Annotated in this window: 11 protein-coding genes; 5 read left to right on the top strand and 6 right to left on the bottom strand. The window is 66.5% G+C overall.

The genetic code is table 11. The annotated features are described in order from the left end of the window. Nucleotides 1-204: 204 nt before the first annotated feature. The 6 genes from glpX to D5084_RS03670 all read right to left on the bottom strand — a co-directional run bounded on the left by glpX (nucleotide 205) and on the right by D5084_RS03670 (nucleotide 6,083). Nucleotides 205-1,170, bottom strand: a complete 966-nt coding sequence (glpX, locus tag D5084_RS03695) for a class II fructose-bisphosphatase (protein ID WP_128514167.1) — start codon at nucleotides 1,168-1,170, stop codon at nucleotides 205-207. A gap of 72 nt (nucleotides 1,171-1,242) precedes the next feature. Then, complete coding sequence (locus tag D5084_RS03690; protein ID WP_128514166.1) at nucleotides 1,243-2,532, bottom strand: homoserine dehydrogenase; 1,290 nt, start codon at nucleotides 2,530-2,532, stop codon at nucleotides 1,243-1,245. A gap of 65 nt (nucleotides 2,533-2,597) precedes the next feature. Then, nucleotides 2,598-2,834, bottom strand: coding sequence for a hypothetical protein (locus tag D5084_RS03685; protein ID WP_128514165.1), 237 nt, complete (start codon nucleotides 2,832-2,834; stop codon nucleotides 2,598-2,600). A 69-nt stretch (nucleotides 2,835-2,903) separates the two neighbouring features. Further along, on the bottom strand, nucleotides 2,904-3,515 hold the full coding sequence (locus D5084_RS03680) for a TadE/TadG family type IV pilus assembly protein (protein WP_128514164.1): 612 nt from the start codon (nucleotides 3,513-3,515) through the stop codon (nucleotides 2,904-2,906). A 7-nt stretch (nucleotides 3,516-3,522) separates the two neighbouring features. Further along, nucleotides 3,523-4,065, bottom strand: coding sequence for a TadE/TadG family type IV pilus assembly protein (locus tag D5084_RS03675; protein ID WP_128514163.1), 543 nt, complete (start codon nucleotides 4,063-4,065; stop codon nucleotides 3,523-3,525). Then, nucleotides 4,062-6,083 carry a TadE/TadG family type IV pilus assembly protein gene (locus D5084_RS03670; RefSeq protein ID WP_162302369.1) on the bottom strand — a complete coding sequence of 674 codons (2,022 nt, stop codon included), beginning with the start codon at nucleotides 6,081-6,083 and terminating at the stop codon, nucleotides 4,062-4,064. The genes D5084_RS03675 and D5084_RS03670 overlap by 4 nt, the downstream gene beginning before the upstream one ends. A gap of 349 nt (nucleotides 6,084-6,432) precedes the next feature. On the opposite strand from D5084_RS03670, the gene D5084_RS03665 reads away from it, so the two are divergent. The 5 genes from D5084_RS03665 (at nucleotide 6,433) to D5084_RS03645 (ending at nucleotide 13,110) form a co-directional block, all read left to right on the top strand. Beyond that, nucleotides 6,433-7,866 (top strand): Glu/Leu/Phe/Val family dehydrogenase, encoded by a 1,434-nt coding sequence (locus D5084_RS03665; protein WP_128514161.1) that lies wholly within the window; start codon nucleotides 6,433-6,435, stop codon nucleotides 7,864-7,866. Nucleotides 7,867-7,979: 113 nt separating this feature from the next. Beyond that, nucleotides 7,980-9,230 (top strand): sarcosine oxidase subunit beta family protein, encoded by a 1,251-nt coding sequence (locus D5084_RS03660; RefSeq protein WP_128514160.1) that lies wholly within the window; start codon nucleotides 7,980-7,982, stop codon nucleotides 9,228-9,230. Nucleotides 9,231-9,402: 172 nt separating this feature from the next. Continuing rightward, nucleotides 9,403-9,666, top strand: coding sequence for a sarcosine oxidase subunit delta (locus tag D5084_RS03655; protein WP_128514159.1), 264 nt, complete (start codon nucleotides 9,403-9,405; stop codon nucleotides 9,664-9,666). Then, entirely contained in the window at nucleotides 9,663-12,572 is a 2,910-nt protein-coding gene (locus D5084_RS03650; protein ID WP_128514158.1) for a sarcosine oxidase subunit alpha family protein, read from the top strand. The genes D5084_RS03655 and D5084_RS03650 overlap by 4 nt, the downstream gene beginning before the upstream one ends. After that, entirely contained in the window at nucleotides 12,565-13,110 is a 546-nt protein-coding gene (locus tag D5084_RS03645) for a sarcosine oxidase subunit gamma (RefSeq protein ID WP_128514157.1), read from the top strand. The genes D5084_RS03650 and D5084_RS03645 overlap by 8 nt, the downstream gene beginning before the upstream one ends. Nucleotides 13,111-13,138: the final 28 nt, after the last annotated feature.

The raw sequence follows: 13,138 nt of genomic DNA, 5'->3' as shown, positions 1-13,138 counted from the left end.
AGGGGGCGGGCTGGCAAGGGGGGGAGTGGCGCGCCGCGCGCGGCGCGGGTTTCCGGGTGTTTGGAATCAAGGGGTTGGCTGTGGGCGTTCACGTTCCGGTAAGGAATTGGCAGCGAGCCCCCACCCCCATCCCCTCCCCACGGAGGGGGAGGGAAGGCACTGGGTCGCCGTCCGGCAGAGTCAGGCACACCCCGGCCCGAAGGGTCATTTCACCGGCGTCTTGTAAATCATCCGCCGGATCGAGCCGGATTTGGAGCGCATCAGGATCGTCTCCAGCGTCACCCAGCCGGGGTCGCGCTTGATCCCGGCGAGAAGGGAGCCGTTCGTCACCCCCGTCGCGGCAAAGATCACGTCGGCGCGCACCAGGTCGTCGCGGGTATAGACCCGGTCAAGGTTGGTGATGCCGGCCTTCCGCGCGCGGGCCTTTTCGTCTTCGTTCCTGAACAGGAGCCTGCCGTAGAACTGGCCGCCCATGCATTTCAGAGCGGCGGCGGCCAGCACGCCTTCCGGTGCCCCGCCCGAGCCCATGTACATGTCGATGCCGGTGATCTCGGGCTCGGCGCAGTGCATGACGCCCGCGACATCGCCGTCGGTGATCAGCCGGATCGCCGCACCGGTCGATCGGACCTCGGCGATCAGATCCTCGTGCCGGGGGCGGTCGAGGATGCAGACGGTGATGTCCTCGGTCGAGCAGCCCCTGGCGGCGGCCAGCGCCGAGACGCGCTCGGAAGGGGACATGGCCAGCGTGACGGTGCCGGGCTTCAGACCGGGACCGATGGCGAGCTTGTCCATATAGACATCGGGGGCGTGCAGCAGCGTGCCGCGCGGTGCCATGGCGATCACGGTCAGCGCGTTCGGCATGTCCTTGGCGGTCAGCGTGGTGCCTTCCAGCGGGTCAAGCGCGATGTCCACCTCCGGCCCCTGGCCGGTGCCGACTTCCTCGCCGATGTAGAGCATCGGGGCCTCGTCGCGTTCGCCCTCGCCGATCACGACGACGCCCTTGATGTCCAGCAGGTTCAGCTGGTCGCGCATGGCGTTGACGGCGGCCTGGTCGGCGGCCTTTTCATCGCCGCGCCCGATCAGCCGGGCCGAGGCCAGCGCGGCGGCTTCCGAGACACGGGCAAGGCCGAGCGACAGGAGCCGGTCCTGGAATTGCGATTTCTCTGACATCTTGTCCCCCCGCGATTTTTTTCCGTGTAGCCGGGGGTTTGCGGCGCGGCAAGCGTGGTGGCGCTAACGGTGTCAGACTTCCTCGATGCGGATCGCGACGGGTTCGCCGACGAGGACCCCGGTCGCGGCAAAGCGGGTCATGGCGTGGGCAACGTCGTCGGGGGCGGCCTTGTGGGTGACGATCAGGACGGGGGCATTGGCGCCCTGGTGGCCGTACTGGCGCATCTGGTCGATCGAGACGCCGGCATCGCCCAGGCAGGTGGCGATCTTGGCCAGCGCGCCGGGTTTGTCGAGCAGCGTCATGCGCAGGTAATAGGGTGCAGGTGTTGCGGCCCGGGCGGGTTGGGCGGCGGCAAGCTGGCTGGCCGGGATGCCGAAGGTGGGCAGGCGGAGGCCGCGGGCAATGTCGATGACGTCGGCCATGACGGCGCTGGCGGTGGGGCCCATGCCCGCACCGGGGCCGCGCAGGACGATCTGGCCGACCGAGTCGCCTTCGAGGACGACCATGTTGGTGCCGCCCTGCAACTGGCCGAGCGGGCTGCCCGAGGGGACGAGGCAGGGGGTCATCCGCTGTTCCAGGCCCCGGCCGGTCATCTGCGCGACACCGAGAAGCTTGATGCGGTAGCCCATGTCCTCGGCCAGGCGGATGTCGTCGATGGAGACATTGCCGATGCCTTCCAGTTCGACGGCATCGAAGGCGACGCGGGTGCCGAAGGCGATGGCGGCAAGGAGCGACAGCTTGTGGCCCGCGTCGATGCCCCCGACGTCGAGGTTGGGGTCGGCTTCAAGGTAGCCAAGTTGGCGGGCTTCCTCGAACACCGTCTCGTAGGGCAGGTTCTCGGCCTGCATCCGGGTGAGGATGTAGTTGCACGAGCCGTTCATCACGCCCATCACCCGCTTGATGCGGTTGCCGGCAAGACCTTCGGTCAGGGCCTTGATGACGGGGATGCCCCCGGCAACGGCGGCCTCGAACCGCAGGGCGAGACCGGCGGCCTCGGCCTGTTCGGCCAGCGCCTGGCCGTGATGGGCAAGCAGCGCCTTGTTGGCGGTGACGACATGCTTGCCGGCAGCAAGGGCGGCAAGGGTTGCCTCTTTCGCCGGGCCGTCGTGGCCGCCCATCACCTCGACGAAGACGTCGATGTCAGGGCGGCGGGCGAGAGCGGCGGGATCGGTCTCCCAGGCATAGCCGGACAGATCGGCATCGCGGTTCTTCGTGCGGTCGCGGGCCGAGACGGCGGTGATCGTCACCGGGCGACCGGCGCGGGCGGCGATGAGGTCGGCATGGGTCTGGATGATCCTGACGACGCCGATGCCGACGGTTCCGAGACCGGCAAGGCCAAGACGCAGGGGGGCGGCGGACATCGGGGAACCTCGGGCAGATTACGGCTGGTGTCTGTTAGCCGGAAGCCGTGCGGGGTGCAACGCCGTCAGGTCGCGGGCCGGTCTGCCCCGATCGCCGCCGCGCGCATCTTCAGGCGGGCGGCGCGGGCGGCAAGCGGCGGTCCGGGATCGGCCATGGTCGCCTGGCCCTGCTTCAGCAGGCTGTCGATCGGCAAGAGCTGCGGCGGCGGGCTGGTGTCGTCGTCCAGGGCGTCGAGTTCGGGGAAGGGGGCGCAGGCCGCGCAGGCGAGGCCGACAATCAGGAAAAGGGCAGTCTTTCGCATGGCACCCCCGCTGGACCGCCGCGACAGTATACGGACATCGCGGCGGGGGAAAGCGCCCGGCGAGCCCGGTCAGGTGCAGGTGGTGGTGCCCTGCAGGCAGAGCCGACGGTGACGCGGCTTGGTCACGATGAACTGGCCGTATTTCGCATCCTCGACCCCGACCATGAAGCCGGCAATCGCGGTCTGGAGCTGGGCCTTGAAGTTCACTTCGGTCTCGACGATGAAAACGCTTTCGCCGTGGTTCAGCACCGGAACCTTGCCCTTTGTCCGCCAGACCTGGATGTCGGGCTGGGTCAGAGCAGCGACCTTTCCTTCCGGCGAGAAGGAGAACAGCAACTTGTAGCTGCCGTTCGTCGTCGTGCAGCCCGGGCCGGTGGGGGCCACGCATTCCAGGCTGGTGATCCGCATGTTCACCGGATGGCCGCCGGGGGTCAGGAAATCCAGGATCTTCTGCAACCCGTTGGCAAAGGTGAGCGGAATGTCGTCCTTTTGCCGGGACAGGACGTCCGCCACGCCATAGGCCGCCTTTTGCGTGATGTTGATCGTGCGGAACACGTCCCAGTAGATGAACATCGCCACCAGCGCCCAGATCACCAGCGGCAGCATGAGCAGGCCCTCGGCCAGAACCAGGCCGTCCTCGTCGCGCAGGAAGGTGGCGAAACGCTGTTTCAGGTTGCGCATCTGACGGTCACCCCGGCTCGTTCACGAAGACGGTGGTCACGATCATCGCGACCGATCCGTCCGGTTGGGTCGGCATCTTCACACTGATCCCCGAGGTCGGGAACATCGGCCATTCCTTCATGCAGATCCGCATCAGCATGATGTCGTTGTCGGTTCCGATCGCAAACTCGTTGGCTGGTGGCTCGCCGACGTTGATCTCGTCGGCCTTGTCCACGCAGGGCACCGGCGGCGCGGCCATGGTGAAATCGGCGGTGTTCACCGGCTGCATCCAGATCCGCATCCGGTTGGTGCAGGCGGCGATCGATTCGCCCATCATCCCTGATTCGCAGATGCTCTGCTTCAGCTGCTGATGCGTCACGCTTGGGAAATTGCCCAGTCGCAGCTGGCGCACCACAAGATCGACCGCGCGGTCGAACATGATGTAGCGCGCCATGTACATGCTGCTTTCGAAAGAGGCCGTGAAGACCAGGAAGATGATCGGGAAGACGAACAGAAACTCGATCGTCGCCGTCCCGCCTTCGTCCTGAAGATAGCGACGCAGTGCCGTCATTGCGTAAGCCTCAGTTCCGAGATCAGGACGGCGATCTGTTCGAAGGCGGCGTTGAGGTCGTCGGCGTTCTTCACCCAGTAGAAATAACCCGTCCCCGGCGAAGAGCAGTTCTGGATCGGACCCGGCGTCACGTCGTCGCCAAGAACGATGCCGAACACCTCAATCCCGGCCTGCTTGGCCGCGGTGCAGTTGGTGTTCAGCAGGTTGTCCATGTTGGCTTCGTTCGTAAGATACCAGTCCACCATCGCGGCATGAATGGTGTTGTAGTTCGTCGCGGTGGAGACGTTCGAGCGCATGAACAGCTGTTCGATCACCCAGTCGACCGAGGCGTAGCGCCAGACTTCCGACCAGTCGAGGCGGCGGACCGCGCCGCTGCCCGACCAGACGGGGGCGCCATTCGTAGGGGCAATCCAGGCGCGCGGGTCGCAGCCGCCGGTGACGCTGGTGCCGGTGCCGTTGCCCTCGGTCTCGGTGGCGCCGACCTTGCGCTTCACCGCAGATGCCTTGAGGTGCGGGACGAAGAAATTCCGCTTGACGACGTTGCCGTTGACCACGGTGTCGGCCAGCGACCAGCCGGAACAGGAGTTGACCGGCTGGCCACCCGATCCGGTCGGGTTGATGCCCGGGCGGGTGCCACCGGTCAGGCCGACGCCGCTGTCATTGAACTCGATGGCGAAACGCCCGTCGGCGCCGCGCCAGATCGGCGAGGGGCCGGACTTGTATTCGTCCTTGATGCGGCGGCTGCGCACATGGGTGCCGTCCGTCATCAGCACGATGATCTTGCGCGTCTCGTTGTCGCTGTTGTTGGCCGGGCGGCCCGCCATCGCGGGGTCGCTGATCAGCGCCGAATAGATCGGCCGCGCGGTTTCGTCGATCAGCGCCGTGGCCCAGCGCATCCCGACGGCGATCGCGGTGTTGCCTTTCGGGTTCAGTTGCGCGATCCGGCTCTTGAGGTTGTTGATGTCGGTCGTGGGCAGCACGACGAGGTTCGAGTCGGCTTCGTTCGCGCCGGTGCTGGGGTTGTCGCCGTTGTTGCACATCAGCGAGCTGGAGTTGTAGGTCGTCGCCGTCGGGCCGCTGTAGCCGAGGTTGACCAGGCCGCCATTGGCCCCGTTGGTGTTGCTGGCGCCGGGCAGGGTGATGGTTCCCACGCTGGGGGCGCCGGGGGCGGTCATGGCAACGGCCGCCATCGGGATCGGCGTGGTGCGCGACAGCGCCGTCTGCGCGAAGACACCGGTCGAGGGATCGAATTCAAGGCAGTTGTGCCCTGGAACCCCGGCATTCGCGACACCGTCCCAAGACGACAGATGCGATACGGTGAACTGGTTGCGCAGCGCGACCGGAATGTTCACGTTCGAGGCATAGGGCACCATGCCGATCGAGATCAGGTTGTTCGGGTCTTTCGGGATCGTGTAGTTGCCCGCGCTGTCCTTGTTGTATTTCAGGATCGTCAGGAAGTTCGTTGCAGCCGTGCGCAGGGCGGCGATCTTGGTGGTGCTGCCCGAGGTTCCGGACATCGACCCGGTGATGTCGAGCGTGAGGATCACCTCGATCTTGGACACGCCCTGCTGGGCGGCAGAGTTCACCGGAATGTCGAAATAGGGGATGTCCAGCATCGTCATGAAATGATTGTAGGACCGGACCTTGCCGGTCATCTGCGCCTTGCGCGAGCTGGAGGTCGATTCCCCGGTAATGGTGGGGGTGGAGAAATCGACCATGAAATCCTGGTCGTCGAGACCCGCGCTGGCGTACCAGCTTTGCCCGACCGAGACCGGCGTCTGCGACGGCGGCAGCGCGATGTTCGAGGCCGCGAGCACGGCGCGGTCGAAGGTCTGCTGATAGGTCACGCGGCGCATCTCGGAGCGCATGACATCGACCGCGATGCCGCCGACCAGCAGCATCATCACGAAGATCATCAGCACGAAGATGGCAATGGCGCCCTGTTCGTCCGAACGGAAGTTCCGAACCTTCTGAAAGAGGCGCACAGAAACCGGACGCTTGGCAGCTTGTTCAAACATGTCTCGACCCATACTGACAGCAGCCCGCCAAAAGCGACGGGTCCCCACGGAACAGTTAGGCATAACTTCCGGCAGAAGTATGGCAAACTCTTCTTCAATGGGGCGTTAATGCCACATTCTGGAAACAATCCAAGGGTATCCGGGGTGTTCATTCGGCCCGGCGAAAATATTCCCCGGGCGTTCACCAATCGGTAAGAATCTGGCGAGCCTCCGATTCGCTGCGCTCCGTCGGCGGCTGACCTGCATTCCGCGCGGGCCTGGCGCGGTTTCGGGGTTCTCAGAACCCGTTCCGGGACGTAGCCTGCGGACCGCGCCGCCCGCGGGCGTGCGGGCAGTCAGGGAGGACAGGATGCAACAGACAAAAGAGCCGAGTTTCCGCGAATCCGTGGATCTGATGTTCAACCGGGCGGCAAAGCTGATGGACCTGAGCCCGGGCCTGGAACAGAAGATCCGGGTCTGCAACTCGACCTATACCGTCCGGTTCGGGGTTCGGCTGCGCGGCAAGATCGAGACCTTCACCGGCTATCGGTCCGTCCATTCCGAACACATGGAGCCGGTGAAGGGTGGCATCCGCTATGCTCTGTCGGTGCATCAGGACGAGGTCGAGGCGCTGGCCGCGCTGATGACCTACAAATGCGCCCTGGTCGAGACGCCGTTCGGGGGCTCGAAAGGCGGGTTGTGCATCGACCCCCGCCAATGGGATGAACACGAGCTGGAACAGATCACCCGCCGCTTTGCCTATGAGCTGATCAAGCGCGACCTGATCCATCCCGCGCAGAACGTCCCCGCCCCCGACATGGGCACGGGCGAACGCGAGATGGCATGGATCGCCGACCAGTATGCGCGGATGAACACGACCGACATCAACGCCAAGGCCTGCGTGACGGGGAAACCTCCGCATGCCGGGGGGATACAGGGTCGGGTCGAGGCGACGGGGCGTGGGGTTCAGTATGCCCTGCGCGAGTTCTTCCGGCACAAGGAGGATATCGCCAAGGCCGGGCTGACCGGCGGCATCGAGGGCAAGCGGGTGATCGTGCAGGGCCTAGGCAACGTGGGCTATCATGCGGCCAAGTTCCTGTCCGAGGAGGACGGCGCCAGGGTCATCGCGGTGATCGAGCGCGACGGGGCGCTGCTGGACGACAAGGGTCTGAACATCGAGGACATCCGCCAGTGGATGAACCGCCATGGCGGGCTGCTGGCCGACTATCCCAACGCGACCCATGTGCCCGACGGCGCCGCGGTGCTGGAAGAGCCCTGCGACATCCTGATCCCGGCGGCGATGGAGGGGGTCATCAACCTGTCCAATGCCGAACGGATCAAGGCGCCCCTCATCATCGAGGCGGCGAACGGCCCGATCACCTTTGGCGCGGACGAGATCCTGCGCCGCAAGGGCTGCGTCATCATCCCGGACATGTATGCCAATGCCGGGGGGGTGACGGTTTCCTACTTCGAATGGGTCAAGAACCTGTCCCATATCCGCTTCGGCCGGATGCAGCGTCGGGCCGAGGAGGCGCGGAGCCGTCTTCTGGTCGAGGAGCTGGAGCGGCTGTCGGCGGACAAGGGCCTCGGCTGGACGCTGGCGGCGGATTTCAAGGAGAAGTTCCTCACCGGCTCGGACGAGCTGGCGCTGGTGCGGTCGGGGTTGGACGACACGATGCGCACGGCCTACCAGGCGATGCGCGAGGTCTGGCACAGCCGTCAGGATGTCGAGGACCTGCGGGTGGCAGCCTATATCGTTTCCATCGGACGGGTGGCGGCGACCTATCGGTCGAAGGGGTTGTGACCCGACTGCCTTGCTTGCGACACCCATTGTCGCAGTCAGAGCAGGAATTGCGCGTCGTCTCTTGAATAACCTGTCCTGTCCCGGTTTGATGCGCGGGACAGGAGGCTTTACCGATGCGCTATTCCGGCCTGAAGGTCATCACCGAGGGGCTGTTCGGCAACAGGGGCTGGACACCCGCCTGGCGCGATCCGGCGCCGAAGGCGGAGTATGACGTCATCATCATCGGCGGCGGCGGGCACGGGCTTTCGACGGCCTATTACCTGGCGAAGAACCACGGGATCACCAATGTCGCGGTGCTGGAGAAGGGCTATCTCGGCGGCGGGAACGTCGGGCGGAACACGACCATCGTGCGGGCCAACTACTTTCTGCCGGGCAACAGCGAGTTCTACAGTCATTCCCTGAAGCTGTGGGAGGGGCTGGAAGCCGAGCTGAACTACAACGTGATGCATTCGCAGCGCGGCCTCATCAACCTGTTTCATTCGGACGGGCAGCGCGATGCCTTCGTGCGGCGCGGCAATGCGATGATAAATCAGGGGGATGACGCGATCCTTCTGGACCGGGACGGCGTGCGGGAGCATCTGCCCTATCTCGACTTCGACAACACGCGGTTCCCGATCTATGGCGGCTTGCTGCATCCGCGCGGCGGGACGGCGCGGCATGATGCGGTGGCCTGGGGCTATGCGCGGGGGGCGGACCGGCGCGGGGTGGACCTGATCCAGAACTGCGAGGTCACGGGGATCGACATCCAGGGCGGCAAGGTCGTGGGCGTGCAGACCACGCGCGGGGCGATCCGGGCTCGACGCGTCGGGATCGTGGTGGCGGGGCGGTCGAGCCAGGTCGCGGCGATGGCGGGGATGCGCTTGCCGATCGAAAGCCATGTGTTGCAGGCCTTCGTGACCGAGGGGCTGAAGCCGGTCATCAACCATGTGGTCAGTTTCGGGATGGGGCACTTCTATATCAGCCAGTCGGACAAGGGTGGCCTGGTGTTCGGCGGGGACCTGGATTTCTACGCCTCCTACGCCGCGCGGGGGAACCTGCCGATGGTCGAGCATGTGATGGAGGCGGGCATGACCCTGATGCCGATGATCGGGCGGGCGAAGGTCCTGCGGTCCTGGGGGGGCATCATGGACATGACGCCGGACGGGTCGCCCATCATCGACAGGACGCATGTCGAGGGGCTCTTCATCGACTGCGGCTGGAACTACGGCGGGTTCAAGGCGGTGCCGGCCTCGGGCTGGTGCATGGCGCATCTGATGGCGACCGGAGAGCCGCACGAGGTGGCGCGGAAGTTCCGGCTGGACCGCTTTGCGACGGGGCATCTTCTGGACGAAGAAGGCACCGGGTCGCAGCACAATCTGCATTGAGGGGCGGGATGGGTGATCTGACGACAGCCCCCCACCCCCATCCCCTCCCCACGCGGGGGAGGGGAGGCGCCTGGCATCTGCGGCGTGCGCCAGTTGTGGCGCTGCGCCCGGCCGCGCTGTCGGATGCCTCCGGCGGGGATATTTTCGGACAGATGAAAGCGGGGGCCGGATCATGCGGCTGACATGTCCCTTGTGCGGTGAGCGGGACCGGCGGGAGTTCTACTATTACGGGGCGGAGGATTATCTGCACCGGCCCGGCGAGGGCGCGTCCCTGGCGGAGTGGGACAGCTATCTGCACCTGCGGGACAATGTGGCGGGGGTGGTGCGGGACCTCTGGTATCACGAGGCGGGCTGTGCGCAGTGGCTGGTGGTCACGCGGAACACGGTGACGCATGAGATCTCCGGCGTCGAGCTGGTGGCGGAGAGGGCGAAATGAGGGTTGACGGCAAGGGGCTGATCGACCGGACGAAGCCGGTCCGCTTCCGCTTCGATGGCAGGGATTATGCGGGCTACAAGGGGGACACGCTGGCCTCGGCCCTGCTGGCGAACGATGTGCGGCTGGTGGGACGGTCGTTCAAGTATCACCGGCCCCGGGGCGTGCTGACGGCGGGGTCGGAGGAGCCGAACGCGCTGGTCGAGGTCGTGGGGCCGTCGAACAAGACGCCGAACGTGCGGGCCACGGTGCAGGAGGTGTTCGAGGGGCTGGTGACGCAGTCGCAGAACCGGCTGGGGTCCCTGCGCTTCGATCTGCTGGCGGTGAACGATTACCTGTCGCCGTTCCTGTCGGCGGGGTTCTATTACAAGACCTTCATGTGGCCGCGCGCCTTCTGGGAGGGGCTTTACGAGCCGCTGATCCGCCGGGCGGCGGGGTTGGGGAGCCTGTCGGGCCGCCATGACGAGGGGGTTTATGAGAAGGCCTTTGCCTTCTGCGACGTGCTGGTGATCGGCTCGGGGCCTGCGGGCCTGATGGCCGCGCTGACGGCGGGCCGGGCGGGCGCGGATGTGATCCTGTGCGAGGAGAGCCATGCCCTGGGCGGGCGGCTTCTGTCGGACGGCGGGACCATCGGCGGGCTGCCTGCGGGGGACTGGGTGGCGCAGGTGGTGGCGGAGCTGGAGGCGCTGCCCAACGTGCGGATCATGGCGCGGACGACGGTGACGGGCGCCTATGACCACGGCACCTATGGCGCGCTGGAGCGGGTGGGGCTGCACAAGCCTGCCCGCCCGAACCTGCCCAGGGAATGTTTCTGGCGGATCGTGGCGAAGCACGCGGTGCTGGCCAGTGGCGCGCTGGAGCGGCCGGTGGCGTTTGAAAACAACGACCGGCCCGGCATCATGATGGCCTCGGCGGTGCGGACCTACCTCAACCGCTATGGCGTGGTGCCGGGCAGGCGCGTGACCCTGTTCGCCAACACCGATCAGGCGCGGGGCGTGGCGCGCGACCTGATGGCGGCGGGGGTGACGGTGGCGGCGATCGTCGATCCGCGGCCCGATGCCTCGTCGGTCGAGGATTGTCCGGTGCATGTCGGGGCCGAAGTGATCGGTTCGCGCGGGCGGCTGGGGCTTTCGGGGATACAGGTGCGCAAGGGGTCGGAGATCATCGAGATCGAGACCGACTGTCTGGCGATGTCGGGCGGCTGGAACCCGACGCTGCATCTGACCTGCCACATGAACGGGCGGCCCCGGTGGAGCGAGGAGCTGGCGGCCTTCGTCCCGATGGAGGGCGCGGTGCCGGGTCTGGTTGCGGTGGGGGCGGCGAACGGGTCGTTCTCGACGCACGGCGCTTTGGTCACCGGCCATGCGGCGGCGTTGAAGGCGGTCGAGGCGCTGGGGCGGAAGGTTTCCGTCGCGGTGCCGGAGGCGGAGGACATGCCTTACCGGATCAAGGCCTTGTGGGCGGTCGAGGGGACGGGGCGCGCCTGGCTGGATTTCGCCAATGACGTGACGACGAAGGACGTGAAGCTGGCCGCGCAGGAGGGCTTCCGGTCGGTCGAGCACATGAAGCGCTACACCACGCAAGGGATGGCGCCGGATCAGGGGAAGAACTCCAACGTCGCGGCGCTGGCGGTCTTGGCGGATGCGACGGGGCGCGGTATCCCGGAAACAGGGACCACGACCTTCCGGCCGCCTTATGTGCCTGTGTCGATTGCCGCGATGGGGGCGGGGGGCCGGGCCGAAGGGTTCGCGCCGCAAAGGTTCCTGACCAGCGATCAGGCCAGCCGCGACCGGGGCGCGCCGATGATCGAGGCGGGGCTGTGGTATCGGCCCAGCTATTTCCCGAAGCCCGGCGAGACGACCTGGCGCGAGGCTTGCGACCGCGAGGTGATGATGGTCCGGCAGGCGGTGGGCGTCACCGATGTCTCCACTCTGGGGAAGATCGACATTCAGGGCAGGGATGCGGGGCGGTTCCTGGACTTCGTCTATACCAACACCTTCAGCACCCTGCCGGTGGGGCGCGTCCGCTATGGGCTGATGCTGCGCGAGGACGGGCATGTGCTGGATGACGGCACCTCGGCGCGGCTGGGCGAGGATCATTACCTGATGACCACCACCACCGCCGCGGCGGGGCTGGTGATGCGGCATCTGGACTTCGTGCATCAGGCCTTCTGCGCCGACTGGCAGGTGCGGTTCATCAGCGTCACCGAAGCTTGGGCGCAGTTCGCGGTGGCGGGGCCGAAAGCGCGGGAGCTGGTGCAGTCCTTTCTGGAAACCCCGGTCGAGCTGCCCTTCATGGGGGAGGCCCCTGTGCGGATCGGCGGCGTGGACGGGCGGCTGTTCCGCATCTCGTTCAGCGGGGAGGAGGGCTATGAGATCGCGGTGCCCACCCGCTATGGCGAGGCGCTGTTCCGCGATCTGGTCGCACGGGCCGAAACGATGGGCGGCGGGCCCTACGGGATGGAGGCGCTGAACGTCCTGCGGATCGAGAAGGGCTTCATCACCCATGCCGAGATTCACGGCAGGGTGACGGCGCATGACATCGGTATGGAGAAGATGGTCAGCGCGAAGAAGGACTGCATCGGCAAGGCGGCGGCGACGCGGCCGGGGATGTGGGGGCCGGAACGCGAACAGCTGGTGGGCCTGAAGGCCAACGCACCGATCAGCGCGGGGGCGCATCTCTTCGTGCCGGGGACCGAGGTGCACCGCGAGACGGACCAGGGCTATGTGACAAGCGTCTGCTGGTCGCCCACGGTCGGGGCCTGGCTGGGGCTGGCCTTCCTGAAGGACGGGCGCGCGCGGCATGGCGAGAAGATCCGGCTGGTTGATCATCTGCGCGGGCTTGACGTGATCTGCGAGGTCACGAACCCGGTGTTCCACGACCCGGAGGGGGAGAAGCTGCGTGCCTGAACTGATCGCGAAATCGGCCCTCGACGGGCGCAGCATGAACGTTGGCGGCGTGACGCTGGCTGAGGTCCAGGTCGGCCCGATCACCAGCATCGCCGTCCTGCCGGGCGGGACGAAGGCGGTGGCCAAGGGGCTGAGGCCGCTGGGGCTGTCGATGCCCGAGCCGAACAGCTTCCATGAAAGGAAGGGCGCGCGGATCGTCTGGACCGGGCGCGAGCAGGCGTTTCTGATCGGAGTGGACTGCCCGGCGCTGGAGGGGGCCGCGGTGACGGATCAGTCGGACGGCTGGACGGTGCTGGCACTGTCCGGTCCGGCGGCGGTGGATGTGCTGGCGCGACTGGTGCCGACGGACCTGCGGCTGGGCGCCTGTCCGGTGGGCCGGGCGCTGCGGACAGGGGTCAATCACATGAACGCGGTGATCCTGCGGACGGGCGACTATGCCTTCGAGATCATGGTATTCCGGTCGATGGCGCGGACCGCCTGGCACGAGCTGGAAACCGCAACACATATGGTCGCGGCGCGCGCCGGTGTGAAAATCTAGGCGGAAAGACGCAAGGCGCCGAATTTGT

The organism is Tabrizicola thermarum (assembly GCF_003574395.1).
In the GTDB taxonomy this organism is placed as follows: domain Bacteria; phylum Pseudomonadota; class Alphaproteobacteria; order Rhodobacterales; family Rhodobacteraceae; genus Tabrizicola; species Tabrizicola thermarum.
Note: the sequence above shows the minus strand (reverse complement) of the source record. Positions and strands in the feature narration are given on the sequence as shown.